The sequence below is a fragment of the Dactylosporangium sp. CS-033363 genome, from assembly GCF_050942475.1.
Classification (GTDB): domain Bacteria; phylum Actinomycetota; class Actinomycetes; order Mycobacteriales; family Micromonosporaceae; genus Dactylosporangium.
In genome coordinates this window covers 4742177-4766261 of the sequence record NZ_CP192032.1, presented here as the reverse complement: position 1 = coordinate 4766261, position 24085 = coordinate 4742177, and the positions used below count along the sequence as shown (strand labels likewise).

At 72.7% G+C, this 24085-nt stretch carries 25 protein-coding genes; 13 read left to right on the top strand and 12 right to left on the bottom strand.

Annotated elements, in window-relative coordinates; genetic code table 11:
• The first annotated feature begins 155 nt into the window (after positions 1 to 155).
• A complete protein-coding gene (locus tag ACQPZ4_RS22045; protein ID WP_433064234.1) occupies positions 156 to 1355 on the top strand; it encodes a hypothetical protein in 1200 nt (399 codons plus the stop codon).
• A gap of 72 nt (positions 1356 to 1427) precedes the next feature.
• On the opposite strand, the gene ACQPZ4_RS22040 is transcribed toward ACQPZ4_RS22045, so the two are convergent.
• The gene (locus ACQPZ4_RS22040; protein WP_433064232.1) at positions 1428 to 1700 is read right to left on the bottom strand and encodes a GlsB/YeaQ/YmgE family stress response membrane protein; all 273 of its coding nucleotides are present in this window, start codon (positions 1698 to 1700) and stop codon (positions 1428 to 1430) included.
• Positions 1701 to 1846: 146 nt separating this feature from the next.
• On the opposite strand from ACQPZ4_RS22040, the gene ACQPZ4_RS22035 reads away from it, so the two are divergent.
• Positions 1847 to 3001: an LCP family protein gene (locus ACQPZ4_RS22035; RefSeq protein WP_433064229.1), complete on the top strand. Its 1155-nt coding sequence runs from the start codon at positions 1847 to 1849 to the stop codon at positions 2999 to 3001.
• Positions 3002 to 3005: 4 nt separating this feature from the next.
• Here ACQPZ4_RS22035 and ACQPZ4_RS22030 read toward each other — a convergent pair whose 3' ends face one another.
• A complete protein-coding gene (locus ACQPZ4_RS22030) occupies positions 3006 to 3563 on the bottom strand; it encodes an SDR family NAD(P)-dependent oxidoreductase (RefSeq protein ID WP_433064227.1) in 558 nt (185 codons plus the stop codon).
• A gap of 92 nt (positions 3564 to 3655) precedes the next feature.
• Positions 3656 to 4333 (bottom strand): GOLPH3/VPS74 family protein, encoded by a 678-nt coding sequence (locus tag ACQPZ4_RS22025; protein ID WP_433064224.1) that lies wholly within the window; start codon positions 4331 to 4333, stop codon positions 3656 to 3658.
• 91 nt (positions 4334 to 4424) lie between these two features.
• On the opposite strand from ACQPZ4_RS22025, the gene ACQPZ4_RS22020 reads away from it, so the two are divergent.
• The 3 genes from ACQPZ4_RS22020 to ACQPZ4_RS22010 all read left to right on the top strand — a co-directional run bounded on the left by ACQPZ4_RS22020 (position 4425) and on the right by ACQPZ4_RS22010 (position 6826).
• Entirely contained in the window at positions 4425 to 5117 is a 693-nt protein-coding gene (locus ACQPZ4_RS22020; RefSeq protein WP_433064221.1) for a type 1 glutamine amidotransferase domain-containing protein, read from the top strand.
• A 19-nt stretch (positions 5118 to 5136) separates the two neighbouring features.
• Positions 5137 to 5679, top strand: coding sequence for a GNAT family N-acetyltransferase (locus ACQPZ4_RS22015; RefSeq protein ID WP_433064218.1), 543 nt, complete (start codon positions 5137 to 5139; stop codon positions 5677 to 5679).
• A 121-nt stretch (positions 5680 to 5800) separates the two neighbouring features.
• Positions 5801 to 6826 carry a serine hydrolase gene (locus ACQPZ4_RS22010; RefSeq protein ID WP_433064215.1) on the top strand — a complete coding sequence of 342 codons (1026 nt, stop codon included), beginning with the start codon at positions 5801 to 5803 and terminating at the stop codon, positions 6824 to 6826.
• Here ACQPZ4_RS22010 and ACQPZ4_RS22005 read toward each other — a convergent pair.
• On the bottom strand, positions 6783 to 7553 hold the full coding sequence (locus ACQPZ4_RS22005; protein WP_433064212.1) for an SIMPL domain-containing protein: 771 nt from the start codon (positions 7551 to 7553) through the stop codon (positions 6783 to 6785). The genes ACQPZ4_RS22010 and ACQPZ4_RS22005 overlap by 44 nt on opposite strands.
• Before the next feature lie 266 nt (positions 7554 to 7819).
• Between ACQPZ4_RS22005 and ACQPZ4_RS22000 the strand changes: the two genes are divergently transcribed.
• The 3 genes from ACQPZ4_RS22000 to ACQPZ4_RS21990 are packed head-to-tail and all read left to right on the top strand — an operon-like array spanning position 7820 to position 12095.
• Positions 7820 to 10642 carry an AbfB domain-containing protein gene (locus ACQPZ4_RS22000; protein ID WP_433064210.1) on the top strand — a complete coding sequence of 941 codons (2823 nt, stop codon included), beginning with the start codon at positions 7820 to 7822 and terminating at the stop codon, positions 10640 to 10642.
• A gap of 12 nt (positions 10643 to 10654) precedes the next feature.
• Positions 10655 to 11608, top strand: coding sequence for an alcohol dehydrogenase catalytic domain-containing protein (locus tag ACQPZ4_RS21995; RefSeq protein ID WP_433064208.1), 954 nt, complete (start codon positions 10655 to 10657; stop codon positions 11606 to 11608).
• Positions 11609 to 11642: 34 nt separating this feature from the next.
• The gene (locus ACQPZ4_RS21990; RefSeq protein WP_433064205.1) at positions 11643 to 12095 is read left to right on the top strand and encodes a hypothetical protein; all 453 of its coding nucleotides are present in this window, start codon (positions 11643 to 11645) and stop codon (positions 12093 to 12095) included.
• A gap of 160 nt (positions 12096 to 12255) precedes the next feature.
• Here the strand turns inward: ACQPZ4_RS21990 and ACQPZ4_RS21985 are convergent, their stop codons facing one another.
• The gene (locus ACQPZ4_RS21985; protein WP_433064202.1) at positions 12256 to 12447 is read right to left on the bottom strand and encodes a hypothetical protein; all 192 of its coding nucleotides are present in this window, start codon (positions 12445 to 12447) and stop codon (positions 12256 to 12258) included.
• Between the two features lie 21 nt (positions 12448 to 12468).
• The gene (locus tag ACQPZ4_RS21980) at positions 12469 to 13830 is read right to left on the bottom strand and encodes a protein kinase domain-containing protein (protein ID WP_433064200.1); all 1362 of its coding nucleotides are present in this window, start codon (positions 13828 to 13830) and stop codon (positions 12469 to 12471) included.
• A gap of 233 nt (positions 13831 to 14063) precedes the next feature.
• Between ACQPZ4_RS21980 and ACQPZ4_RS21975 the strand changes: the two genes are divergently transcribed.
• Positions 14064 to 15179 (top strand): protein kinase, encoded by a 1116-nt coding sequence (locus ACQPZ4_RS21975; RefSeq protein WP_433064197.1) that lies wholly within the window; start codon positions 14064 to 14066, stop codon positions 15177 to 15179.
• A gap of 44 nt (positions 15180 to 15223) precedes the next feature.
• Here ACQPZ4_RS21975 and ACQPZ4_RS21970 read toward each other — a convergent pair whose 3' ends face one another.
• The 3 genes from ACQPZ4_RS21970 to ACQPZ4_RS21960 all read right to left on the bottom strand — a co-directional run bounded on the left by ACQPZ4_RS21970 (position 15224) and on the right by ACQPZ4_RS21960 (position 17272).
• On the bottom strand, positions 15224 to 15976 hold the full coding sequence (locus ACQPZ4_RS21970) for an SDR family NAD(P)-dependent oxidoreductase (RefSeq protein WP_433064194.1): 753 nt from the start codon (positions 15974 to 15976) through the stop codon (positions 15224 to 15226).
• Between the two features lie 112 nt (positions 15977 to 16088).
• The gene (locus ACQPZ4_RS21965) at positions 16089 to 16361 is read right to left on the bottom strand and encodes a hypothetical protein (protein ID WP_433064191.1); all 273 of its coding nucleotides are present in this window, start codon (positions 16359 to 16361) and stop codon (positions 16089 to 16091) included.
• The gene (locus ACQPZ4_RS21960; protein WP_433064189.1) at positions 16358 to 17272 is read right to left on the bottom strand and encodes a cation diffusion facilitator family transporter; all 915 of its coding nucleotides are present in this window, start codon (positions 17270 to 17272) and stop codon (positions 16358 to 16360) included. Before ACQPZ4_RS21960 ends, ACQPZ4_RS21965 begins: the two co-directional genes overlap by 4 nt.
• Before the next feature lie 180 nt (positions 17273 to 17452).
• Here ACQPZ4_RS21960 and ACQPZ4_RS21955 point away from each other — a divergent pair, with 180 nt between their 5' ends.
• Positions 17453 to 17704, top strand: a complete 252-nt coding sequence (locus tag ACQPZ4_RS21955; RefSeq protein ID WP_433064186.1) for a hypothetical protein — start codon at positions 17453 to 17455, stop codon at positions 17702 to 17704.
• 90 nt (positions 17705 to 17794) lie between these two features.
• On the top strand, positions 17795 to 18808 hold the full coding sequence (locus ACQPZ4_RS21950; protein WP_433064183.1) for a hypothetical protein: 1014 nt from the start codon (positions 17795 to 17797) through the stop codon (positions 18806 to 18808).
• On the opposite strand, the gene ACQPZ4_RS21945 is transcribed toward ACQPZ4_RS21950, so the two are convergent.
• Positions 18792 to 19754: an NAD(+)/NADH kinase gene (locus ACQPZ4_RS21945; RefSeq protein WP_433064181.1), complete on the bottom strand. Its 963-nt coding sequence runs from the start codon at positions 19752 to 19754 to the stop codon at positions 18792 to 18794. The two genes, ACQPZ4_RS21950 and ACQPZ4_RS21945, sit on opposite strands and share 17 nt — an antisense overlap.
• 595 nt (positions 19755 to 20349) lie before the next feature.
• Complete coding sequence (locus ACQPZ4_RS21940; protein WP_433064178.1) at positions 20350 to 21012, bottom strand: phosphoribosyltransferase; 663 nt, start codon at positions 21010 to 21012, stop codon at positions 20350 to 20352.
• Positions 21013 to 21393: 381 nt separating this feature from the next.
• Here ACQPZ4_RS21940 and ACQPZ4_RS21935 point away from each other — a divergent pair, with 381 nt between their 5' ends.
• Complete coding sequence (locus ACQPZ4_RS21935) at positions 21394 to 22065, top strand: dienelactone hydrolase family protein (protein WP_433064175.1); 672 nt, start codon at positions 21394 to 21396, stop codon at positions 22063 to 22065.
• 10 nt (positions 22066 to 22075) lie between these two features.
• Here the strand turns inward: ACQPZ4_RS21935 and ACQPZ4_RS21930 are convergent, their stop codons facing one another.
• Positions 22076 to 22405, bottom strand: coding sequence for a hypothetical protein (locus ACQPZ4_RS21930; RefSeq protein ID WP_433064172.1), 330 nt, complete (start codon positions 22403 to 22405; stop codon positions 22076 to 22078).
• A 174-nt stretch (positions 22406 to 22579) separates the two neighbouring features.
• Here ACQPZ4_RS21930 and ACQPZ4_RS21925 point away from each other — a divergent pair, with 174 nt between their 5' ends.
• Positions 22580 to 24076 (top strand): DUF7402 domain-containing protein, encoded by a 1497-nt coding sequence (locus ACQPZ4_RS21925; RefSeq protein WP_433064170.1) that lies wholly within the window; start codon positions 22580 to 22582, stop codon positions 24074 to 24076.
• Positions 24077 to 24085: the final 9 nt, after the last annotated feature.

The following is a 24085-nucleotide window of genomic DNA, read 5'->3' as shown; positions in this document are numbered from 1 at the left end:
GATACAACGACGGGCGGGCGGGGGCGTTGCGCCACTCCCGGGGCCGCCATGCCATCGGGCTACCCCGATTGGTCGAACTTGCGCCGCGGGTACGCCGGTCGATGCGGTCCGGGTGTCTTGAACCGGTTGCGACCGATACGGTCGCCGTCATGCCCTTGGCCCGATTAGTCCGGAACATCGCCCCGCGCCGGCGCCGCCTGCCCGTGCTCGTGGGGGCGCTCGCCGTCCTCGCCGCCGTCCCCGCGGTGGCGTCCGTCTCGTCCGACCCGCTGCCCGCGCCCTCCTTCGACGGGCCGGTCTACGCGGTGGCCTACCGGGACAGCACGGTGTACGTCGGCGGCGCCTTCACCGCCGCGGTCGTCGACGGGCACCGGGTGCCCCGCCAGCGGCTCGCCGCCTTCGACGCGCGGACCGGCAAGCTGCTGCCCTGGGCGCCGGACGCCGACGCGACCGTGCGGGCCCTCGCCGTGGCCGAGCGCACCGTCTTCGCCGCGGGCGACTTCGGCACCGTCGGTGGCGCGGCCCGGCAGCGGCTCGCGGCCCTCGACGCCGACAGCGGGGCGGTCACCGCCTTCCAGCACAAGATCTCCGGCCAGCCGGCGACGATCGCGACCGGGCACGGCCGGCTGTACGTCGGCGGGCACTTCTCCGGCGTCGACGGGGTCACCCGCGCCAACCTGGCCGCGTTCACGCTCGCCGACGGGCGGCTCGACACCGGGTGGGCGGCCGCCGCCGACGACGCCGTGGCCGGGATCGCGGTGACGTCGACCCGGGTGTACGCCGGCGGCGGCTTCCACCGGATCAACGGGACGAGCATCCTGCGGCTGGCCGCGCTCGATCCGGCCACCGGCGCGCTGGACCGCGGGTTCCGGCCCAACCCGCCGGCCGTCGTGCTCGGCGTGGCCGCGGCCGACGCTCCGGCGGTCGCGCCCTCCCCCGCCGTTCCCGGGGCGGAGGCCGGCGGGGCGTTGATCGCGGTGGCGATGGGCGGGCAGGGGGGCCGGGCCGCCGCGTACGGTACCAACGGAGGAAACCGCTGGCAGCGGGTCTTCGACGGGGACGTCCAGGCCGTGACCGTGCTGGACGGCATCACCTATCTCGGCGGCCATTTCGACGCGGCGTGCACCACGACGCGCAACGGCTCGCACGGCATCTGCCGGGACGGGGCGGCCAAGCGGGTCAAGCTCGCGGCCGTCAGCTCGGGCGGCAAGCTCACCACCTGGGCGCCGCAGGCCAACGGCATCGTCGGGGTGCGGGCGCTCGCCGCCAGTGCGCTCACCGGCACCGTCACCGCCGGCGGGGAGTTCACGACGGTCGGCGGGATCGTGCAGAAGCGGGTCGCCGTCTTCGGCTAGGACCCAGAACACGGTGCGGCGGCGGAGCCGAAACTCCGCCGCCGCACCGCACCGTTACCGCAAAGCAACGAGTCAGCGAACGCCGCGCCGGCCGTAGAAGCCGGCCACCGCCCACACGCCGAGCGCCGCCAGGACGACCTGGATGACGATCTCCAGCCAGTCCACGCCGGACGTGTCCGCCCAGCCGGCCCCGCGCGCGATGGCGGTGCCGATCAGCGCGGCGATGATGCCGATGACGATGGTGAGCCAGATCGGGATGTTCTGCTTGCCGGGCACGACCAGGCGCCCCAGCGCGCCGATGATCAAGCCGACGACCAGTGCGGAGATGATGCCGCCGACGGTCATGTCACGCCTCCAAGTTCCGGGGTTGTTCTCGTGAACGTGAATGCCCCGGCGCCCGGAAAACCAAACCAGGGCCGACACGGCCCCCGGGGTGTTGATGATCTCGTTAGAGTAGGGATTTCAGCCTGCCGTGCCCGAGGAGTTCGCCCGTGAGCAAGAGCCTGCCCGGACGCGATCCGCGGTGGGCGCGCCTGCTCATCGCCGGCGGGGTCGCGCTCACCCTGCTCGCCGCCGTCGCGCTGATCAGCAAGCAGGTGCTGTTCTCGTACGCCACCCGCAGCGTCGCCCAGCAGAACCTCCTCGGCGACAGCGGGCGGCAGGCCCAGCAGAAGGGCCACGTCGACATCACCGGGGCGAAGAACATCCTGCTCATCGGCATCGACGCGCGGCCGGACCAGGACCCCAACGAGCTGGTCCGGGCCGACTCGATCATCATCCTGCACATCCCGGCGTCGCACGATCAGGCCTACCTGGTGTCGATCCCGCGGGACACCTGGGTGAAGATCCCGGAGTACGACAACGGGGCCAGGGTCTACGAGGGCGGGCACGACAAGATCAACGGCGCCTACGCCTGGGGCGGCAACGGGCTCACCGGGGCCAACCAGCGCGCCCACGCGGTCGAGCTGCTCGCGCTGACCATCAAGACGCTGTGGGGCATCACGTTCGACGGCGCCGCGATCGTCGACTTCACCGGCTTCCAGCAGGTCGTCGAGGTGCTCGGCGGGGTGGACATGTACGTCGACGAGGAGACCACGTCGATCCACATCGGCAAGGATGCCAAGGGCGACTATGCGGTGCCCTTCAGGCAGTACACCCGAAGCGACGGCGGACAGGGGCTCTCGCCGGTGCCGGGCGTGACCCCTCAGGTCTACCACGTCGGCTATCAGCACCTCGAGCCGTGGGAGGCGCTCGACTTCGTCCGCCAGCGCGAGCTGCTGCCCAACAGCGACTACGACCGGCAGCGCCACCAGCAGCAGTTCCTCAAGGCGCTGTTCAAGAAGATGCTCAGCCGCGACGTGCTCACCGACCCGGGCAAGCTCAACTCGGTGCTGCAGGTGGTCGGCAAGGCGATGACCATCGACAGCGGCGGCATCGACCTGGCCGACTGGGTGTACGCCATGAAGGGCATCGGCGGCGACGACCTGCTCACGATCAAGACCAACAACGGGACGTTCCACAACGATCCGGACGTGGCCAACGCCGAGCTGCTCGACCAGACGACGCTGGACCTGCTGGAGGCGATCCGCACCGAGCAGGTCCAGACGTTCGTCGCCGGCCACCTGGACCTCGTCGCGCCGAGCTGACGGGTTACCAGCGCAGGTCGGGGCCGTCGAGCGAGACGAACCGCGGCGAGGTGGGGTCGGGGCTGTCCAGCAGCCGCACGAGCCTGGCCGCCGCCTCCCCGGGCGGGGTGCTCGCGCCGGCCGCGCCCATCGCCGTCGTCAGGCTTCCCGGGTGTACGGCCCAGCAGCGCACCCGCCCCGCCAGCTCCTGCGCCAGGGCGATGGTGAGCATGTTCTGGGCGGCCTTGGCGATGCGGTACGCGTAACTGGTCGTCCGCCCCCGGAACTCCCCGGCCGCCTGGGCGCCGAGCGACCCGAGCCGCGACGACACGTTGAGGATCAGCGGCGCCGGGGCGGCGAGCAGGTTCGGCAGCAGCGCCTGCGCGAGCCGCAGCGGCCCGGCCACGTTCACGTCCACCGCGTGCAGCACGGAGCCGGGGTCGACCTCGGCGAGGGGCCGGCCGGGCGCCCCGACCCCGGCGTTGTTGATCAGCGCGTCGACCGGCCGCCGGCCGACCGCCGCGAGCAGGTCGGGCCCGACCGGGTCACGGACGTCCTGGATCACCCCGGGCCCGGTGCGCACGCACGGCACGACGTCCCAGCCCTGGTCGGCGAGCCGGTCAGCCAGGGCGGCGCCGAGCCCGCGGCCCGCCCCGGTGACGACCGCGAGGCGGCTCAGGTGGTCGTCGCGGTCGTCGCGGCGGTGGCCGCGGACACGGCCGCCATGGCGCCGATCAGCGCCTGGATGCGGGCGATCGCCTGGCGGACCGCCTCGGCCGCCCAGTTCCCCGCCTCGATCTCGTCCAGGCGCGCCTTGAGCTCCTTCGCCGGCCGCCCCGGGAAGACCTTCCTGGCCAGCCCGACCGCCTGCAGCAGCCCGAGCAGCGCGGCCGTGCGCGCGGAGACCGGCCCGGAGCCGTCCAGCGCCGCGGTCAGCTCGCGCCGCACCGCGGTCTCGGTCGCGGGTTCCGCCCCGGTCGCCGACGGGTACCGGGTCAGCGGAATCACCCACAGCAGGCGCTCCCGCTCGCGCCGCAGGACCCCGGCGGCCACCTGGCGGTCGAGCACCGCGGCGCGCAGGCCGTCGGTGAGTGGCTGAATCCAGTCGTCGGGCTTGCGCGGCCGGGGCGCCCCGGCGATGCGGGCCAGCACCCCGTCGGCCAACGGGTCGCCGGTCGGGCCGGGGTCGGTCACCGTGACCCGCTGCCCGGCCAGGTCGAGCCGGCCGGCGAGCATCAGGTCGAGCAGCACCGCGCCCGAAAGGCCGTAGTCGAGGCCGGGGTCGCCGGCCAGGTTGCTGCCCTTGTCGTCGAGGGCGAGCAGCAGGAAGTCGTCCGCCAGACCGTTGCGCATGATCCCACGGTAGGCCCGGGCGGACGGCTCCGCACGGTGGTCACCCGGGCAGGACCATGCGCCGGTACGGCCCTCCGGCGACCCTTGCACCATGGCCAAGATCCTGTTCGTGCTGACCGGAGCCAGCTACTGGACGCTCAAGGACGGCACCCGCCACCCGACCGGATACTGGGCGGAGGAGTTCGCCGCGCCCTACGCCACCCTCTCGGAGGCCGGCCACGAGATCACCGTCGCCACCCCCGGCGGCGTGGTCCCGCACGTCGACTCGATGAGCCTGCGCCCCGCCATGGCGGGCAGCGAGGAGATCTCCCTCCGGCAGGAGGGCGTGATCCGCGCCGCCGAGGAGTTGCGCCGCCCGATCCAGCTCGCCGAGGCCCGCCTGGAGGACTACGACGCCGTGTACTACCCGGGCGGCCACGGCCCGATGCAGGACCTCTGGGAGGACCCGGACTCGGGCCGCCTGCTGACCGCCGCCCTGGCCTCCGGCAAACCCCTCGCGATCGTCTGCCACGCGCCGGCCGCGATGCTCGCCACCCGCGATCATGGGATCTCGCCCTTCAAGGGGTACCGCGTGACGGCCTTCACCAACGACGAGGAGGACGCGGTCGGCCTGGCCCGCAAGGCCCGCTGGCTGCTGGAGGACGCCCTGAAGGACCTCGGCGTCGAGTTCACCCGCGGCGAGATGTGGAAGCCCTACACCGTGGTGGACCGCAACCTGTATACCGGCCAGAACCCCGCGTCGGCCGGCCCGCTCGCCGAAGAAATGCTGAAGGTCCTGAACTGATCGACCGTATGGTGGGTCCGTGCCTGAGCTGATCCCGCCCACCATTGACGTTCACGAGTCGTTCCTGGCCGCCATGGCCGAGTTCCGCGCCGAGGGGCGTGGCGGGCAGGACGACGGCAGCATGATCGCCTGGGAGATGCAGGACTACGGCGGAAGGTGGGGCACGGCGGCCGGGTTCGCGGAGTACGTGGGCGACCTGCGCGCGCAGGCCCTGGAGGACTCGCCCCGCAAGGCGGGCTTCGTGCCGTCGACGACGCTGTGGTGGGTCGAGGGCGCGGAGTACCTCGGCCGGCTCGCGATCCGGCACCGGCTCACCCCGCATCTGCTGGAGGACGGCGGGCACATCGGCTACGACGTGCGGCCGTCGGCGCGGCGGCGCGGGTATGCCACCGCGATGCTGCGCGCCGCGCTGCCGCTCGCGCGCGGGCTCGGGATCGAGTCGGCCCTACTTACGTGTGATGTCACCAATGACGCTTCGCGCCGGGTGATCGAGATCAACGGCGGCGTGCTGGAGGACCGGCGCGGGGACAAGTTCCGGTTCTGGGTACCGACGGGGCCGTAAAGGTTGCACCGATCCGCTGTCGGATTTGTCAACTTGAATGCGCGTTGCGCACCGCCTAGCCTCCCCTGCATGGCTTGCCCGGATTCGCCGGGCTTGCCCAGTTGCACGGGGAGGGCACACCATGGGTTTGAGCCGTCGCGCCGCACTCGCGGCCGGGACCGGGGCCGCCGCCGCGCTCGTCGCCGGGGGCACGGCATCCGCCGCGCCCGCTGCGTCCTCCGCGGCCGGACAGGACGACCTGGCGAAACTGCCCCCGAACGAGAAGATCCGCCGCGTGTACGGCCGGCAGAAGGCCAAGGCCGGCGGCACCTGGTACTCCCACGTCACCCGCGTCGGCGCGAGCGGCGCGTTCGAGACCGTCGTCGAGGACGACGCCGACCACGTCGTCAACGGCTACAGCGTGCAGAAGCTCGCCGTCGCCACCGCCGTCATGGACAAGGTCGACCGCGGCCAGCTGCAGCTCGGGCAGAAGCTCGACCTGCAGGCCGACATCATCCTGGGCGGCAGCGGCATCTACTTCCTGCACACGGTCTGGGGCGACGACATCACGGTCGCCAACTTCCTCACCGCGATGCTGCTCGTCTCCGACAACACGGCCGTGCGCATGTGCGGCCGGGTGGTCCCCGCGCTGGAGATCAACGACATCCTCGCGGCCAAGGGGTTCGTGCACACCCGCGTCGAGCCGGTGGCCAACCCGAACCGGTTCTTCCTCGGCACCACGACCCCGCACGAGATCACGAACCTGCTGACCCGCCTGGCCGGCGGCACGCTGCTGTCGCCGAGCTCCTGCACGTTCCTGCTGGGCATCCTGCGCTGGATCAACGGCTACCACGACGGCATCCGGCGCAACATGTCCTCGGAGGAGCGCAGCCGGATCGCCACGAAGTACGGCGCCGACTTCAACACCCTCGGCGCGGCCCGGCACGAGGCCGGCATCATGTTCGGCGCGGACGGCGCACCCGCGCTCGTCTACGGCTTCTTCGCCGAGGGCCTCGCCGACCTCGACAACTACGGCGCCACCCACCCGGCGGTCGAGGCGCACTCGGTGCTCGGCCGCACGCTGTTCGACTCGATCGCCACCACCACGGCGCCGGGCGCCCGCCTCAAGACGGTCGTCCCGAAGTTCCAGCCGAACCACGGAGGCTGACCCCCGCCGGTACCGGCTGCAGGGACCACTCCACGGTGACGGTGACGGTCAGCCGCTGCCGGCCCGGTTCGATCGGGATCGGCGCGTCCATTCCCGACCGGTAGTCCGGGCCGCCCGCGGGGACCGGGACCACGTCGCCGGCCGGCACCTCCCGCACCGAGACGACCGGGCCGAGCTGTCCGCCTGCCGCGCGGGCGTACAGCTCGGCCTTGGCCCGGGCGTCGGCGAAGGCCTTCCCGCGCGCCTCGGCGAGCAGGGCCGTGTCGTCCTCGATCGCGTACCAGACGCCGTTCAGCCGGGCCGCTTCGCCGCCGGCCGCGATGGCCTGCGACAGGACCGGCCCGGCCTGCGGCAGGTTCCGGATGGTCGCGGAGAGCCCCTGCGTGACCGTGTAGCCGGTGACCGTGCCGCGGTCGTCGCGTTGCGAGGCGACGCTGACATTCGCGGTCTGCAGGTCGGCCTCGGTCAGCCCCGCGTGCAGGAGCGCGTCGCGCATCCGGGTGGCCGCCGCGGTCGCCGAGCTCATCGCCTTGTCCACTGTGGACTCGTTGGTCTCGACCGCGAGGTCGGCGGTGAGCGTGTCGGGCCGGCCGGAGACCTCGCCCGTCCCGGTGACGACGATACTGCCGTCGAGCGGGACCTCCGCGGCGGCGGCGGGACGGAGCCCGAGCAACGCGGACGAGAGCACAACGAGGGTCGCCAGCGCGACGGCACGTGATCGGGACATGATGCACCTTCGGAGTCGTGTTCCTCCTAGTGAAGCGCCCGAACCCGCAGTTCAGCGGGGCTTTCGCGGATCTTGCCCGGATGGGTGAACGCCACGACCCGGCGCCCGTTCTCACGGTTCATGGACGAGGCGGCCGACCCGCCATGTTCGAAAAGTCTTGACTCCACCGCACAAATGCTGAGCGAACATGGTGGTTTACGTTTAAACATGTCCATGTTACGGTCTCGGGACTTCGCGCTCCCCTTGCCCCGCCAACAAGGAGTCCCATGCGCCGCACCCTCGTCGCCTCGGCGGCGGTGGCCGTGCTGCTGGCCGCCGGCATCGTCGTCGCCCAGCAAGTCTCCGCCGCCGTCTCGCCCAAGGCGCCGCCCCTGACCACGCCCTGGACCAGCCAGGTGTCCACCACCAACCCGCTGCCGGAGTACCCGCGGCCGCAGATGACCCGGCCCGACTGGCAGAACCTCAACGGTGAGTGGGAGTTTCTGAACCCCGCCACCGACGGGGCCGGCAACGTGAACCGCAACGCCGCGCCGCCGGTCGGGCAGACGCTGCCGGAGCGGATCCTCGTGCCGTACCCGGTGGAGTCCGCGCTGTCCGGCATCATGCGCAACGACAACCGCGACCTGATGTTCTACCGCCGCACGTTCACCGTCCCCGCGTCGTGGGCCGGCCGCCGGGTGCAGCTGCACTTCGGCGCGGTCGACTACGAGGCCACCGTGTGGGTCAACGGCCAGCAGGTCACCACGCACAAGGGCGGCTACGACCGCTTCGAGGTCGACATCACCCCGCAGCTCAACGGGGGAAACAACGAACTGATCGTGCGGGTGTACGACCCGAGCGACGGACGCGGCGAGAAGCAGCCCGTCGGCAAGCAGGTCAACAACCCCAGCGGCATCTTCTACACGCCGAGCTCCGGCATCTGGCAGACGGTGTGGATGGAGCCGACGTCCACCTCTTCGATCTACTCGGTCGACATCTACCCGAACATCTCGAACAACACGGCGCGGGTGCGCGTGTTCACCCGCGGCGATGTCAGCGGGCACACGGTGCTGGCGGAGGCCATGAACGGCACCACGGTGGTGGGTTCGTCGACCGGCGGGTTCACCGATTTCACGGTACCGGTGCCGAACGCCCGGCGGTGGTCGCCCGACGATCCCTTCCTGTACAACCTGCGCGTCTCCCTGCGCAACGGGTCGGGCTCCACTGTGGACCAGGTGGTGAGCTACTTCGGGATGCGTGAAATCGGCACCAAACTCGTGAACGGGGTGCTGCGCCCGACGCTCAACGGCGAGTTCGTGTTCCAGATCGGCACGCTCGACCAGGGGTTCTGGCCCGACGGGCTGTACACCGCGCCGACCGACGCCGCGCTCGCCTCCGACCTGCAGAAGCACAAGGACCTCGGGTTCAACATGGTCCGCAAGCACATCAAGGTCGAACCCGCGCGCTGGTACTACCACGCCGACCGCCTCGGCCTGCTGGTGTGGCAGGACATCCCGTCCACGCTCGCGTTCGACGCGAACCGGAGCCCCGCCCAGATCGCCGAGTTCGAGACCGAGGCCCGCGAGATCATCGACGAGCACCGCTTCTCGCCCGCTGTCGTCACCTATGTGCCCTTCAACGAGGGCTGGGGTGAGTGGAACCTCGCCGACACGCGCCGCGTCACGACCGACCTCAAGAACTACGACAACACGCGGCTGGTGAACGCGCACAGCGGGTACAACTGCTGCGCCTCGAAGGGTGATCCAGGGACTGGCGACATCATCGACTGGCACGTCTACACCGGCCCGGACGCGCCGCGCCCCTCGGCGACCAGGGTCTCGGTGCTCGGCGAGTTCGGCGGGCTCGGGCTGCGCACGCCCGGCCACGAATACAGCCCCGACGGGCAGTTCTTCGCCTACGAGCAGATGGGCAGCGCCGCGCAGCTGAACGACCGCTACACCGGCATGGTGCGCGACGTGCAGCAGCTCATGACGACCAAGGGCGTCTCCGCGTACGTCTACACGGAGATCACCGACGTCGAGGGTGAGTACAACGGACTGTTCACCTATGACCGCCGCGTGCAGAAGGTGGACACGAACCAGCTCCGGGCGGCGCACTCGGCGCTCATCAACGCCTCGCGCAACCTGAACGCACCGGTCGTACTGACGCTCGGGCATGTTCGTTCGTTCAAGGTGACGACGAGCGGGCTGACGAACCGGTACCTGCGGCACTCGAACTCGTTCGCGCGCACCGACGTGCTCACGTCGGCCGGCGGGGACGGGCCGCGCCAGGACGCGTCCTTCCGCACCGTGGCCGGCCTGGCCGACCCGCGCTGCTACTCGTTCGAGTCGGTCAACTTCCCCGGCCGGTACCTGCGCCACGCCGACAACCGCGTCCGGATCGACCCCGACACGGGTGGCCCGTTCGCCGCGGACGCGACCTGGTGCAGCCGCCCGGGCCTGGCCGCCGGCGGCACGTCGTTCGAGTCGCTCAACTTCCCGGGTGCGTTCATGCGCCACTACGCCGACAACGTGTACCTCGCGCGCAGCGGCGGCCCGAACGCCTGGGACACGGCGGCCGGGTTCGCGGCCGACGCGACCTGGGACGTGGCCGCCCCGGCGCTGTGGCGCAGCTCGGTCCTGCTCGCCACCGACGCGCGGCAGTCGCTGCGGGTCACCACGTGGGGGCACACCGACCGGTACCTGCGCCACGCCGACAGCCTCGCCTGGACCGAGATCGTCAACGGCGGGAGCAGCGCGCTGCTCAAGGCCGACGCGACGTACACGGTGCGGCGCGGCCTGGCCGACTCCTCCTGCTACTCCTTCGAGTCGGTGAACTTCCCGGGCCAGTTCCTGCGCCACAGCGACAGCCGGGTGCGCAACTCGCCCGACGACGGCTCCGCCCTCATGCGCGCCGACGCCACCTTCTGCGCGCGACCGGGCGTGGGTGGCACGGGGGTGACGTTCGAGTCGCTCAACTTCCCGGATTCGTACCTGCGCCACTTCGAGTCCCAGGTGTACATCGCCAACGGTACGGGTGACGGCGGCTTCAACCGCCCGCAGACCCTGACCGCCGACAGCAGTTGGGCCGTCTCGGCGCCTTGGGCCTAGTAAATTCGGTTGGTGCGAGCCGCTCATCTGCACCGGCTGGGAAGCCCTGATGTGATCCGGTTCGGCGAGTTCGCCGAACCGGATCCGGGCCCGACGGACGTCCTCGTCCAGGTGCGCGCGACAACGGTCAACCCGGTGGACACGTTCGTGCGCTCGGGTCTGTTCGAAACGCCACTGCCGATGCCGTTCGTCGTCGGCCGCGACCTGACCGGCACCGTCCTGTCCACGGGTCCCGGCGCCACGGCGTTCCGGCCCGGCGATCCGGTGTGGTGCAACAGCCTCGGCCACGACGGCCGCCAGGGTGCCGCCGCCGAGCGCGCGGTCGTCTCCATCGATCGCCTGTACCGTCTCCCGCCCTCCGTCGCGCCGGAGCAGGCGGTCACCGTGCTGCATCCGGCCGCCACCGCGTACCTCGCCCTGTTCACCCACGGGCGGCTGCGCGCGGGTGAAACGGTCGTCGTGGCGGGCGCCGCCGGCAACGTGGGCGCGGCCGCGGTGACGATGGCCGCCGAGGCGGGCGCCCGGGTGGTGGCCGTAGCGTCCGCCGCCGACGCCGAGTACTGCACGACCTTGGGCGCGGACGAGGTGCTGGACTACCGGGACCCGGACCTGCGCCCGGTCCGCCCGGACCTGTACCTCGACACCTCCGGCCACAACGACCTGCCGGCGGTCCTCGACACCCTGGCCTTCCGCGGCCGGATCGTCGTCATGTCGGGCGCGAACGCGCATCCGGTGCTGCCGGTCGCCGCGCTGTACATGCACGACCGCTCCATCACCGGCTTCGTGATCTCTCACGCAACAACGGCCGAACTGGCGGAGGCCGCGGCCGCGGTCAACCGCCACCTGGCCGCCGGCCACCTGCGCAGCCGGGCCACCCTGGACCTGCCGCTGTCCGAAACGGCCGAGGTCCACCGAATGCTGGAACGCGGCGACCTGCACGGCCGCCGCGTGGTCCTGCACCCGTGATTGATCCCGGCCGCCGCGGGTAGGTCGCGCGCCCATGAGTCTCGGACTGTTCCGCGGCGCGCTCGCGGGCGCGGCCGGCACGACCGCGCTGAACGCCGCCGGCTACCTCGACATGACCGCACGCGGCCGGGCGGCGAGCAGCACCCCGCAGGACCTCATCGAGAAGATGGCGGACGACGCCGGCGTCCAGGTCCCGAGCCCGAACCGCCGGGAGGGCCTCGGTGCCCTGTTCGGCATCGGCGTGGGCGTCGCGGTGGGCGCCCTGGCCGGCGTCCTGCACACCGCCCTGGCGAAGCGCGGCCGCGCGCTCCCGTCGGCGGTGGAGATCGCCCTCATCGGCGCCGCCGCGATGGCCTCGTCCGACGTGCCGCTCAAGCTGTTCGGCATCAGCGACCCGAGGACCTGGTCCGCCAAGGACTGGGCCGGCGACGCGGTCCCGCACGCTCTTTACGGCGCCGCCACGTACGCCGTCCTCCGCCGGACCTAGGCCCTGTCCTGTCGATCATGTCGAGCCGAGACGAGGTCCAGATTTCGTCTGCGTGCGCGCCGTGGAGGCCTGGCTACCGGTGTTGTAACCAGGCCTTCGCGGCGTGTGCGCAGGCGGAATCTGGGCCCGTCGCAGGCCGGCATGATCGGCAGGACAGGGCCTAAGCGCCGGCGCCTCGCCGCACGCATTCCGGGCAGCGGTGCCACCACATGCCGCCCAGCCGCTCCGCCTGCCAGCCGAGCTCCTGCGCCCGGACCCACAGGGCCGTCCGGTCGGCGCCCGCGGTGCGCAGTGCGGCGCCGCAGCGGTCGCACGAGACCTCGACCGTGTTCGGCTTCGCGGTGAGCATCATGCTCGGTCACCTCCAGGGGGCTCAGGCGCCGGCGGCCGCCACGGTGTAGATGGAGACGGTGCGCTGGCATGCGACGCCGTCGAGCTCGAAGGCGGCCGGGAAGCCGGTGTCGGGCTGGTCCAGGGCGCCCGCGATGGTGATGCGCGCCGGTGCGGTGCCGGTCCCGCTCAGGACGACCCGGGTGCCGGACTGGCTGACCGCCGACCCGGTCGCCCGCGTGACGCGCTGGCCGGGCGGGGCGGTGAAGGCCAGGGTCCACGTCGGGGCCGCAGCACCCGTGACGGCGAGGTCGGCGGTGAACGTCGTCGGGGTGCGATGCCCGACGTACCGGACCGAGCAGGCGGTGCCGTCGCCGCCCGGCTGGGGCTCACCGGCGGTCGCGGCGGGGGTCGGCCACAGCGGCCGCAGCCAGCCGCCGGCCGCGACGAGCAGGCCGAGGGCGACCAGGACGGCCGTGCGGCGGCGCCGGCGGGGCGAGCCGGACCGCCACGGCACCGTGCACGGGTGGCGGGGGCACTCGGGGCCGCGCGCCACGGCCACCGGCGGCGGGAGCGGCGGGGATGGTGCGGGCTCATCGGGGTACCGCTGCAGCGTTTCCCGCAGGATCTCGGCGATCCGGCGGCTGGACGGCCGGCGCTCCGGGTCCTCGGCGAGGCTCGCGTCGACGGCGGCGACGAGCTCGGCCGGCACCTCCGTCGTCGGGGGCAGGCGCACCGAGATCCCGGCCCGGCGGTGGCGCACGAGGGCGTGCCGGGTCGCGTCGGACCACGGCAGCGCGCCGGTCAGCATCTGGAAGAGCACGAGGCCGAGCGCGTACACGTCGGTGGCCGGCGAGACGGGCTCGCCGCGCAGCTGTTCCGGCGCCATGTACTCCGGCGTGCCGAGCAGCAGCCGGCTCGGGCCACCGGACACGGCGCCGAGGATCGAGGCGAGCCCGAAGTCGACGACCTTCACCCGCGACGCGGTGAGCATGATGTTGCCCGGCTTGATGTCGCGGTGCACGACCCGGTGCAGATGCGCGGCCGCGAGCCCGTCGGCGACCTGCACGGCGATGCGGGCCGCGGCGCGCCACGGCATCGACGACGGGCCGCCGAGGCGCCGGTCGAGGGTCTCGCCGTCGACGTACTCCATCACCAGGTACGGCACCCGCCGCCGGCGCCCCACGTCGTACACCGCGGCGATGTTCTGGTGGTTGATCCGGGCGACCGCCCGCGCCTCCGTCACCGCCCGGTCCCGCGCGCGGGCGGACCCCGCGAGCTCGGGCAGCAACAGCTTGACGGCCACCGTCCGGTCGAGGCGGGTGTCGACGGCCCGCCACACCTGGGCCATGCCACCCGACCCGGCCTGGCTGATCAGGCGGTACCGGCGGGCGATCGTCGGCATCGCGGCGACCCTCCCTCCGCGTCAGCTGGTCACCGGACCCGCCACGCTACCGAGGCCGGTTCCCGCCTCGCCAGGCCCGCCCGGGGAATGACACGGGACCGTCATAATTGTTGCACGAGCCAAATATTGCACTCTTGCAACATTCTGCGTTGTGCCCTGTCAACGGCACTCCGGCGGCCGATAATGGTCGTGGCCGGACCAGCGGCCCCCAGGAGCGAGGACGCGACGGCGCCATGGAACTGCACGGCCGGTACCGCCTGGAGCGCATGCTCGGCGCCGGCGCCGGCGCGGAGGTCTGGCGCGGCCACGACACGCTGCTGCGGCGCCCGGTGGCCGTGCGGCTGCTGCGACCCGAACGGGCCGCGCACGCCCAGGCGTTCCTCGACGCGGGACGGGTGACCGCGCGGCTGACGCACGCCGGCGTGGCGGCCGTGTACGACGTGGGCCGCGACCCGACCCCGTTCGTGGTGATGGAGCTGGCGGAGGGGCCGTCGCTGGCCGCCCGGCTCGGCGCCGGGCCGATGCCGTGGCGAGCGGCGGCGCGCATCGGGGCCGAGATCGCGGCCGCGATCGCCGAGGCGCACGGCCAGTGGGTGAGCCACGGCCGCCTGACTCCGGGCAAGGTCCTGCTGACCGGCGTGGGCGCCAAGCTGATCGGCTTCGGCGGGGAACTCGCCGACGACTTCGACGCGGCCGCCCGGGACGTGCGGGCGCTGGGCGGCATCCTGTCGGCCTGCCTGGCCGCGGGCGACGGCGAGCGGCCACCGGCCGCACTTACGGAGCTCGTCACGCGTTGCACCCGTGCCGACCCGGCGGAGCGGCCGGCCAGCGGTGAGGTGGCGGCGCTGCTGGGCGAACTGGCCGACGCCGCGAACCCACCGCCGGAGGCGCCCGTTCCACTGCGCAGCGGCACGGCGCGGTGGACGGCTCGGGCCCTGGTTCCCGCGTCCGTGGCCGCCGTGCTGCTGCTGGGTGCGGTGGCGGCGCTGGGTCAGGCGGTACCGGGCGGGCTGCCGTGGTTCGGCCACCCGCCCGACGTCGCCGCGGTCCCACCGGCCGGCACCGTCCCGACGCCGCCGCGCGCTCGGCCGACCCGGACCGCGACCGCAGCGCCGCACTCCCCCAGCCCGGCCGCGTCGTCCCTGTCACCGTCTCCCACGCCGCCGTCTTCGCCGTCGCCCTCGGCCTCGCCGTCAGCCTCGGCGTCGCCGTCCGCTTCGCGTTCGGTGTCGCCGTCCGCTTCGCGCTCTCTGGTGCCATCGGCGACGCCATCGAAGTCGGTGAGGGCGTCGAAGTCGGTGACGGCGTCCCGCTCGCCCGTGCCGCGATCGCCGAAGGCCAGCCGATGACGCGCCTGCCCGTGGTCGACGTCCGCTGCACCGGGCCGTAGCCCTCAGCTCGCGAACGGCCCGCGGACGGTCACGCCGCCGTCGACGGTCAGGGTCTGGCCCGTCACGTACGCGGACTGCGGCGAGGCCAGGTACACCGCGGCCGCCGCCGCGTCCTCCGGCCGGCCCAGGCGCCCCATCGGGATCTCCGGCACGTCCTCGCCGGCGCCCGCGGCGTTCGCGACCGCCGTGGCGATCGCGCCGCAGGACACGACGTTCATGCGGATGCCGTCGCGGGCGTACTCCGCCGCCACCGTCCGCGCCAGGCTCGCCAGCCCCGCCTTCGCCGCGCCGTAGCCGGCCTGCATGGGCGCCGCCATCGTGCCGGTCACCGAGCCGATGCTCACGATCGTGCCGCCGCCGCCCTGGGCGAGGAACGCGCGGATCGCCGCCCGGCAGGCGCGCATGACATAGCGCAGGTTCATCTCGTACGCGAGGTCCCAGTCCTCGTCGCGCATGTCGTGCAGCCGTACCGCCGGCACGAACGCGACCTGCCCGCCGACCACGGTCACCAGGGTGTCGAGGCGGCCGAACGCGTCGACGGCGCGGGACACGAAGCCGTCGACGTCGGCGGCCGAGCGGACGTCGCCGGTCAGCGCGACGGCCCGGGCGCCGGCGGCGGTCAGTTCGGCCGCGGCCTCCTCGGCGCGCGCGGCCGAAATGTCCGCCACGGCCACCGCGTCGCCCGCCGCCGCGAAGGCGCGGGAGACCGCGCGGCCGATGCCCTCGCCGCCGCCGCCGATGACCAGGACGTTCACGGGCACACCTCGTCGAAAATGTCCGCCACGGCCACCGCGTCGCCCGCCGCCGCGAAGGCGCGGGTGACCGCGCGGCCGATGCCCTCGCCGCCGCCGCCGATGACCAGGACGTTCACGGGCACACCTCGTCGAAGCGGTCGGCCAGGGTCAGGAACGCGTCGCCCCAGCCGCTGGAGATGGCGACCTCCTGGATCGGGCCGGTCGGGGCGAACAGGATGCGCAGCGCCGACGGTACCTCGCCGGAGGTGCGCACGCGTTCGGTCAGGGCGTCCAGCTCGGTCAGGGCCGCGTCCCGGTCGAGGAACGAGGACCAGGCGAAGTCGTTGCCGGGCCGGGCCAGCAGCACCCGTACGTCGGCCAGCACCGCCAGCAGCGCCGCGTTCATGACACGACCGTGATCACCGCGTCGGCCACGGCCGGATGGCGCAGCAGGCGCTCGCGCAGGTCCGTCACGCGGTCGACCAGCTCGCCGCCGGGGCGGGTGCGCAGCTCGCCGGACGGAGCGACGTCGAGCGTGACGAGCAGCTGGGAGGGTCCGACGTACACCGCGCGCAGTTCCCGGACCTCCTCGATCCACGGCTGCGGGCCGATCGAGTCGCGCAGGGTCTCCATCACGTCGTCGGGCGCGGCGGCGTCGATGAGCAGGGCCTTGGAGCGGCGCGCGAGCAGCCACGCGACGACGGCCAGCAGCACGCCGATGGCCATGCTCGCCGCCGGGTCCCACCAGGCCCAGCCGGTGATCATGTGCAGGACGATGGCGGCGAGGGCCAGCGCGATGCCGATCAGGGCGGCGGAGTCCTCGAGGTAGACCGTCGTGGCGCTCGGATCGGATGCGCGTACCAGATGCTCACGAACCGAGCGGCGGCGCGCCCTGGCGTCCTCGCGCAGCTGGCGGCGGGCCGTCAGCCAGGACCACGTCTCGAAGCCGGCCGACACGATCAGGACGACGATGCCGATCCACGGGCGCTCCAGCGGCTCCGGCACCAGCAGGCTGCGCACGCCCTCGCCGATCGAGAGCAGCCCGCCGACGAGGAAGATGCCGAGAGCGGCCAGGAACGCCCAGAAGTACCGCTCCTGCCCGTACCCGAACGGATGTTTTCGATCCGGCTTGCGCTTCGAGCGGCGCAGGCCCAGGAACAGCAGCACCTCGTTGCCGGTGTCGGCGAAGGAGTGCATCGTTTCGGCCCACATCGCGGCCGAGCCGGTGATGAGCGCGGCCACCGCCTTCGCCACCGCGATCGCCAGGTTCGCGCCCGCGGCCACGAGGACCGTTCTGGTGCTGCTCTCGTCCGCCATGGAGGCATCGGTACCCGCCGACGCCCCATTTCAAGCCGTCGGCCCCTTTTACTGAGGGCCGACACGAATGGGCGACACCGTTTACTCCACTGCACGCGGTATGCATCGACTGAGTCACGCTCCGCGCACGCGCCGACGTACGCTGCACATGCACGTGCATTGTGGCGCGACGACCGAGGGGTGACGGTGTTGACGGGTACCGACGAGCTGCTCCTGCACGATGCCCCGCGGTTGTTCGGCATCGTCGCAGACCCGGAGGACGACGGGCATCCGGCCGTCGTCGCCTGGGGCCACGAGCTGCCGGGACATGCCGTGACGACCTGGTACCTCGCGGACGGGCGCACCGAGATCGCCGTGTTCACCTCGGCCGAGGAGGCCCTGGAGGCGGCGGAGGTCCTCTACCCCGCCCGCCTGCTGTGGGCGTGCAAGTAGACGCCGTTGCTGTTGGGATCCTCACGGCGGCGCCGGGCCGTGCGGGGTTCGATTGCGGCCCTTCGCCAGAATCTGGGTACACGCACTGGCATGGATTCGGCATGGAGGACGGCGACGGTGACGGACGCGGTGACGCGGCGCTGGCAGGAGGCCGACGACGCCGTGGAGTCGCTGGTCGCGACGCTGGCCACGGCGGTCGCCCGGGCCGAGCGGGGGCAGAGCCGCAAGAGCCGCAACCGCACCCGGCCGAAGCGCGAGACCAAGAGCACCCGCCGGTACCTGGCCGAGGTGATCCGCTCGCACCGGCTCGCCCCTGGGCTGACCGTGGACCGAAACATGATCGCGGCCCTTTTTACGGGACACCGTGAGCTGGTCGCGAACCCGGTCCTGGTCGTCGCCGTGGCCCAGGCGTGCGGGATCATCGCGGGGCGCAAGGTCACCAGCAAGGAGGCGGCCAAGCTGCGGGCCGCGAGCGAGCGGGTCGCGAAGCTGATCGCGCGTGCTCAGGCCGCGGGCCCGGTTCCGGCTCCGGACTCGCTTGCCGTGCCGGACTCGCTTGCCGTGCCGGACACGCTTGCCGTGCCGGACACGCTTGCCGTGCCGGACTCGCTTGCTGCCCTGGACACCCCGGCCGCCCTGGACGGCGCTGCCACGCTCGACGCGCTCGCCGCCGTGGGTCCCGTGCCGGCCGCTCCGGTGCCGGCTCCTCGTGTGCCGGCGGAAAGCCTGCCGGTCGCCGAGGCCCCCGCGCAGGAGTCCGCGACCACGTGGCATGTCACCTCAGGCCCCGTCAGCGCCGGGCCGGTCACTTCAGGGCCGCTCACCTCGGGGCCGGTCATTTCAGGGCCGGTCACTTCAGGGCCGATCACTTCTGGGCCGATCACTTCTGGGCCGATCAGCGCGGGGCCGATCAGCGCGGGGCCTGTCACCTCAGGGCCGGTCAGCGCGAGGCCGGTCACCGCCGGGCCGGTCGCTTCGGGGTCTGGCGGAAAGGCCCCGGCACCCGCGGACGAGCCGGCCTCGCACCGGTTCTGGCTGGTGGTGGCGCTGGCGATCCTGGTGCTGCTGCTGACCGCGGCCCTCTGGATCAGCCTGGGTCGGTGATCTCGCGGCGGGCGATGGCCTCGTGGGCCTTCTGCCGCAGCTCCGGCGGGATCAGCTCGACCAGCTGGTCGGGGCGCAGCGGCAGGTCGAGCAGGCTCAGCTTGACCCGGCTGCGGCTGGCGTGTTCGGCCGCGGACAGGCGCACCACCTGCGCGGCGTCGCGGCGCAGCACGGTGGTGAGGCGGTGGCCGGGTTGGAGGGTGCCACCTGCGGTACCGTCGACGTCGACCAGAATCGGCGCACTGTCCGGCGCGACCGTCAGCGTGACCCGGTCCCCGGCGCCGAGCACGACCGCGCGGCTGATCCCGGCCATCGGCGCGACCGGCGTGACCACCACGGCGTCCGAGGACGGCGAGAGCACCGGCCCACCCGCCGCGTAGTTGTACGCGGTCGACCCGGTCGGCGTCGCGACCACGACGGCGTCGGCGCGGTAGTACCCGTAGCGGACGTCGTTGACCGACAGGTCCACCGAGACGGCGCCGGTGCGCGCCGCGCGGGACAGGACCACGTCGTTGAAGCCGAACGCGGTCACCAGCTCGCCGCCGTCGGTCTCCGCCTCCAGACCCGCGTGCCGCTCGATCGTGAAGTCCCCGGCGGCCAGGCGGGCCAGCGCATCGGGCAGCTCCGGCGGCGAGATCTCGGTGAGGAAACCCAGGTTGCCGTGGTTGACCCCGAGGATCGGCACCGGCCGCGCCACGGTCAGCCGCATCGCACCCAGCATCGTGCCGTCCCCGCCGAGCGCCACGATCCCGTCGACCACTTCGGCGAACGTTTCATCGTCCACGGTACCGACCGACTCCGGCACCCTCCCACGATCGTGCTCCCGCGCCAGGACCCGCACCGGGTTGTCCCGCGCGGCCGCCACGATCGTCTCGACCGAGGCCGCGACCGGCTTGCTCGGGTGCAGCACGAGGCCCACCGTGCCGAGTTTTGGCTCCACACTCATGCCGCCCAGTCTGCCCGGTGCGGCCCGCCCGCGCCGTGGCCGGGCAATGAACCCTCCGCAACCACGCCGGACCACGCCGAACACGCCGAGCCGCGCCAGACCGCGCCAGACCGCGCCGGCAGGCCATCACGGCACGATCACCCAGCGGCAAACGATTGCCCAAACGGACAACCCCCGCGCCACGACGGACACCGCGCCGCGAGCCACTCGACGGCAAACGATTGCTCAACCGGACAACCAAGCTTCGCGACGGACACCGCGCCGCGAAGGACACCGCGCCCGCGAGTCACGCGGCGGCAAACGATTGCGCAATCGGACAAGCACGCCCCACGACGGACACTGCGCCACGAACGACGCCATGCCGCGGCGGGCACCGTCCCGCGGCAAACGATGCGCGAATGCACGACCCCCGCGCCATGACGGACACCGCGCCATGCCGGACACCGCCGCGATCCCGGTCAGCACGAGGGTGACCGCTTCGCCACGAACGACGCCATGCCGCGGGGGCAAACGATTGCGCAATCGATTGCGCAATCGATTGCGTAGCGCACGACACGGCGGAGCTCGCGTTGCCGCGGTGGGAGGCGGGGTGCGATCAGCGGGCGGCGGATCCGGAGCAGCCGCGCAGGGCCGTGTCCACGTCGGCGTCCGTGAGCTGGGCGAAGTCCTGGTACCACTGCCCCACGGCGGCGAACTGGAGGGGGGCGTGGAGGCACACGACGGTACCGGCGAGATCGGAAAGGCGCGCACGAGCCTCGCGCGAACAGACGGGCACGGCCAGGACGATGCGCTCGGGGCGCTGCTCGGCCAGCCAGCGCGCGGCGGCGTGCGCGGTGACGCCGGTGGCCAGGCCGTCGTCGACCAGCACGACGCGGCGGCCGGTGACCGTGGGCGCGGGGCGGTCGCCGCGGTAGAGGCGCACCCGGCGGCTCAGCTCGGCGCGCTCGGCCGCCACCGTCGGTGCCAGGTCGTCCTCGGTGAGGCCGAGGTAATCCAATGCACCGGCGTCGAACACCGGCGGGCCGTCCTCGGCGATCGCGCCGACCCCGAACTCCGGGTGCCACGGCGCGCCGATCTTGCGGGCCAGGACCAGGTCGAGGTCGGCGCTGAGGCGCTCGGCCACCGGGACCGCGACCGGCACGCCGCCGCGGGGCAGCGCCAGCACCAGGGGCTTGCCGTCCGGGCCGGCCTCCAGTCCGTGCCGCGCCAGCTCCTCGCCCAGCGCGCGCCCCGCCTCGGTGCGGTCCACGAAGATCATGCGGCCTCCTCAACCCGAGCCACGCCAGGATGCGCTCGGTCTCCTCCGGCGTGGCCCGCGGCGTCCCGGATGGATAAGTCTCCGGCTCGCGAGAATCCACCGCGGCGAGGTGCAGCGGCAACACGGCATGGGCCTCGTCGAACCAGCAGAGCGCGTCGTACCGCGCCCCGAGCACGCTCGGCGGCCCCGAGCACGCTCGGCACGTCGTTGCTCCAGCGGTCGAGCTGCACGTCCAGGTCGCCCGGGTCCCGAAGCGGTGCCGCGGGGGCGGCGACCTCGTCCCCGTACCGTCCCATGGCCCGCCACTTACCCTTCGGCCCGCCGGTCATGCGTGACCCGGCCCGGGCGGGGTAGCCAGGGCGAAACGGCAAGGGAGGGATCATGACCGACACGGTGATGGCGGTCCCGTCCGCCGGGGTCGTCCTGGACGCGGACGTGTTCGTGCCGGCGCCGGCCCGCGGGGTGGTGCTGTTCGCGCACGGCAGCGGCAGCTCGCGGCTGAGCCCGCGCAACCGGATGGTGGCCGAGCGGCTCAACGGCGTCGGTTTGGCCACGGTACTGACCGACCTGCTCACCACCGACGAGGAGCGCGTCGACGCCCGTACGGCCGAGCTGCGCTTCGACATCAACCTGCTCGCCGAGCGCCTCACGGGCGTGATCGACTGGATCGGCGAGCAGCAGGCCATCGCGCGGCTGCCCCTGGGCCTGTTCGGAGCCAGCACCGGCGGCGCCGCGGCCCTGCTGGCGGCGGCCGACCGCCCGCGCCGGGTGCGGGCCGTGGTCTCCCGCGGCGGCCGCCCGGACCTGGCCGGCCCGCGCATCGCCGAGGTCGTGGCACCGGTCATGCTGCTCGTCGGCGAGCGCGACCAGCAGGTCATGGAGCTCAACCAGGCCGCGGCGCCGAACCTCGGCGGGCCGTGGACGCTGTGGGTGGTACCGGGCGCGACCCACCTCTTCGGGGAGCCGGGCGCGCTGGACCAGGTCGCGGGCGCGGCGGCCCAGTGGTTCGACCGCCACCTCGCAGGTGTCGACCTGACCCTCGACGGCTACTGAGGTCCGCGGCTCAGCCCCGGTCCAGGTGCGAGAGCGTGTACTGGACCGCCAGCACGACCGCGACGAAGCCGAGCATGGGCCAGGCGAACGTGCCCAGGATGACGCCGATGGCCGACCGCCCGCGCCCGCGGATGCCCCGCCAGATCCCGAGCGCGAGCGACGCCACGAACGCACCGAGCGCGAACTCCTGGAACAGCACCGTGTTGCGATGCGGCTGGTAGGGCGGCCCGGTCCGCGCGAGCACCACCCAGACCGCCAGCGCCAGCAGGTAGAGCCCGAGCGATTGCGCGAGGCCGCCGACCACCGAACCGGTCGGCGGCCGCTCGTCGTCGATGTCCATGCCGACACAGACGCCGCGGCTCGGTGATCGGTTCCCTGTACCTTTCACGCCGAAATGATTTCGGTGTGCCGTGGTTTTGGAACAACTCGTCACAACATTGACTCCCGACAATGCGGGCTGCCAGGGTGCCGAAAAGGATTTCGCCCCCCTGCCCCGTGAAGGGAGTCCGCCACCATGCCCAGATCCGGAACAGCACGGATCATCGTCGCCGCGGCCGCCGCCATCGGCCTCGGCGTCACCGGGGTCTTCGCCGGCACCGCGTTCGCCGGTGACCGGACCAGTCAGACCGCCGACCTCACGGCCGTGCCGGCCAACGAACCCGCGAAGGGCCTCGTGTACGACGGGCTGCAGCGCCGCCCCGCCGGCCCGTGCGGCGCCGGGCTGCTCGAGGTCAAGGGCACCAGCCCGACCATGTGCACGCACGGCCCGGACGCGCCGCCGGCCGGGTTGTCGGTCAAGGCGACCGTACCGGCGCTGGCTTCGGCGTCCGCGTCCGCGCAGTCCCTCGCCGTGTGCGAGGGCGACGGGACCAGCGGCCGGCGGGTCGAGGTGCTGTACATCCACGGATCGACGAGCCGCTACTCGCAGTACCTGGAGACGTTCCGCACCCTCGCCGAGGGCGTCGACACCATCTTCAACGAGAGCGCCAAGGAGACCGGCGGCGAGCGCCACGTCCGGTACGTCACCGAGACCGTCAACGGTGCCTGCCGCCCGGTCGTGCGCAACGTGCAGATCGCCGACTCGGCGCTGAACGCCAACGACTGGGCGCCCCTGCTCAACGCGGTGAAGGCGGCCGGCTACACGCGCACCGACCGCAAGTACCTGCAATTCGTCGACGCCAATGTGTACTGCGGCATCGGCGGCCTCGCGGGCGACACCCGCAAGAGCGACGCGAACCGTTCCAACACCGGACCGGAGTACGCCCGCGCGGACAACGGCTGTTGGACCGCCGGGGTCGCCGCCCACGAGCTCGGCCACACCCTCGGCGCCGTGAACAACAACGCGCCGAACGCCTCGGGCTTCGGCCACTGCACCGACGAGTGGGACGTCATGTGCTACAAGGACGACCCGAGCGTCACCGTGCGGACCGTGTGCACGGCGCAGTCCCACGACAACCGGCTGGACTGCAACCACGACGACTACTACAGCACCAACCCGCCGGCCGGGTCGTACCTGTCGCAGTACTACAACGTCGCCGACAACCTGTTCCTCATCAAGGGCGGCACCACCACCCCGCCGGACAGCAACCTGGCCCGCTCGGCCACGGCGGTCGCCTCGTACACCTCACCGTGGGAATCCGTCGCCGCGCTGAACGACGGCATCGACCCCACGTCCTCCAACGACACCGTGAACCCGCGCTGGGGCACCTGGCCCAACAGCGGCCAGCAGTGGGCCGAGCTGCAGTGGTCCTCCGCGCAAACCCTGAAACGCGCCCAGGTGTACCTCTTCGACGACAACCAGGGCATCGACGTACCCGCGAGCTGGAAGCTGCAGTACTGGACCGGCAGCGCGTACGCCGACGTGCCGGGGGCGAGCGGCTACCCGGTCACGGCGAACACGTACATCACGGTGACCTTCACCCAGGTCTCCACGACGCGGCTGCGGGTGCTGCTGCAGTCCAACGGCACCAATTCCGTCGGCCTGTTGGAAATCAAGGCCTACGCGTCCTGACCTGCGAGC

What these genes read in the sequence shown, in the direction of transcription:
- ACQPZ4_RS21975 (WP_433064197.1), top strand. Translation starts at nt 14,064, where the DNA reads ATGGAACTGCACGGCCGGTACCGCCTGGAGCGCATGCTCGGCGCCGGC.
- ACQPZ4_RS21980 (WP_433064200.1), bottom strand. Translation starts at nt 13,830, where the DNA reads ATGCCGACGATCGCCCGCCGGTACCGCCTGATCAGCCAGGCCGGGTCG.
- ACQPZ4_RS21950 (WP_433064183.1), top strand. Translation starts at nt 17,795, where the DNA reads ATGGATTCGGCATGGAGGACGGCGACGGTGACGGACGCGGTGACGCGG.
- ACQPZ4_RS22010 (WP_433064215.1), top strand. Translation starts at nt 5,801, where the DNA reads ATGGGTTTGAGCCGTCGCGCCGCACTCGCGGCCGGGACCGGGGCCGCC.
- ACQPZ4_RS22025 (WP_433064224.1), bottom strand. Translation starts at nt 4,333, where the DNA reads ATGCGCAACGGTCTGGCGGACGACTTCCTGCTGCTCGCCCTCGACGAC.
- ACQPZ4_RS21945 (WP_433064181.1), bottom strand. Translation starts at nt 19,754, where the DNA reads ATGAGTGTGGAGCCAAAACTCGGCACGGTGGGCCTCGTGCTGCACCCG.
- ACQPZ4_RS21990 (WP_433064205.1), top strand. Translation starts at nt 11,643, where the DNA reads ATGAGTCTCGGACTGTTCCGCGGCGCGCTCGCGGGCGCGGCCGGCACG.
- ACQPZ4_RS22000 (WP_433064210.1), top strand. Translation starts at nt 7,820, where the DNA reads ATGCGCCGCACCCTCGTCGCCTCGGCGGCGGTGGCCGTGCTGCTGGCC.
- ACQPZ4_RS21940 (WP_433064178.1), bottom strand. Translation starts at nt 21,012, where the DNA reads ATGATCTTCGTGGACCGCACCGAGGCGGGGCGCGCGCTGGGCGAGGAG.
- ACQPZ4_RS21925 (WP_433064170.1), top strand. Translation starts at nt 22,580, where the DNA reads ATGCCCAGATCCGGAACAGCACGGATCATCGTCGCCGCGGCCGCCGCC.
- ACQPZ4_RS21935 (WP_433064175.1), top strand. Translation starts at nt 21,394, where the DNA reads ATGACCGACACGGTGATGGCGGTCCCGTCCGCCGGGGTCGTCCTGGAC.
- ACQPZ4_RS21965 (WP_433064191.1), bottom strand. Translation starts at nt 16,361, where the DNA reads ATGAACGCGGCGCTGCTGGCGGTGCTGGCCGACGTACGGGTGCTGCTG.
- ACQPZ4_RS21985 (WP_433064202.1), bottom strand. Translation starts at nt 12,447, where the DNA reads ATGATGCTCACCGCGAAGCCGAACACGGTCGAGGTCTCGTGCGACCGC.
- ACQPZ4_RS21930 (WP_433064172.1), bottom strand. Translation starts at nt 22,405, where the DNA reads ATGGACATCGACGACGAGCGGCCGCCGACCGGTTCGGTGGTCGGCGGC.
- ACQPZ4_RS21960 (WP_433064189.1), bottom strand. Translation starts at nt 17,272, where the DNA reads ATGGCGGACGAGAGCAGCACCAGAACGGTCCTCGTGGCCGCGGGCGCG.
- ACQPZ4_RS22005 (WP_433064212.1), bottom strand. Translation starts at nt 7,553, where the DNA reads ATGTCCCGATCACGTGCCGTCGCGCTGGCGACCCTCGTTGTGCTCTCG.
- ACQPZ4_RS22020 (WP_433064221.1), top strand. Translation starts at nt 4,425, where the DNA reads ATGGCCAAGATCCTGTTCGTGCTGACCGGAGCCAGCTACTGGACGCTC.
- ACQPZ4_RS22040 (WP_433064232.1), bottom strand. Translation starts at nt 1,700, where the DNA reads ATGACCGTCGGCGGCATCATCTCCGCACTGGTCGTCGGCTTGATCATC.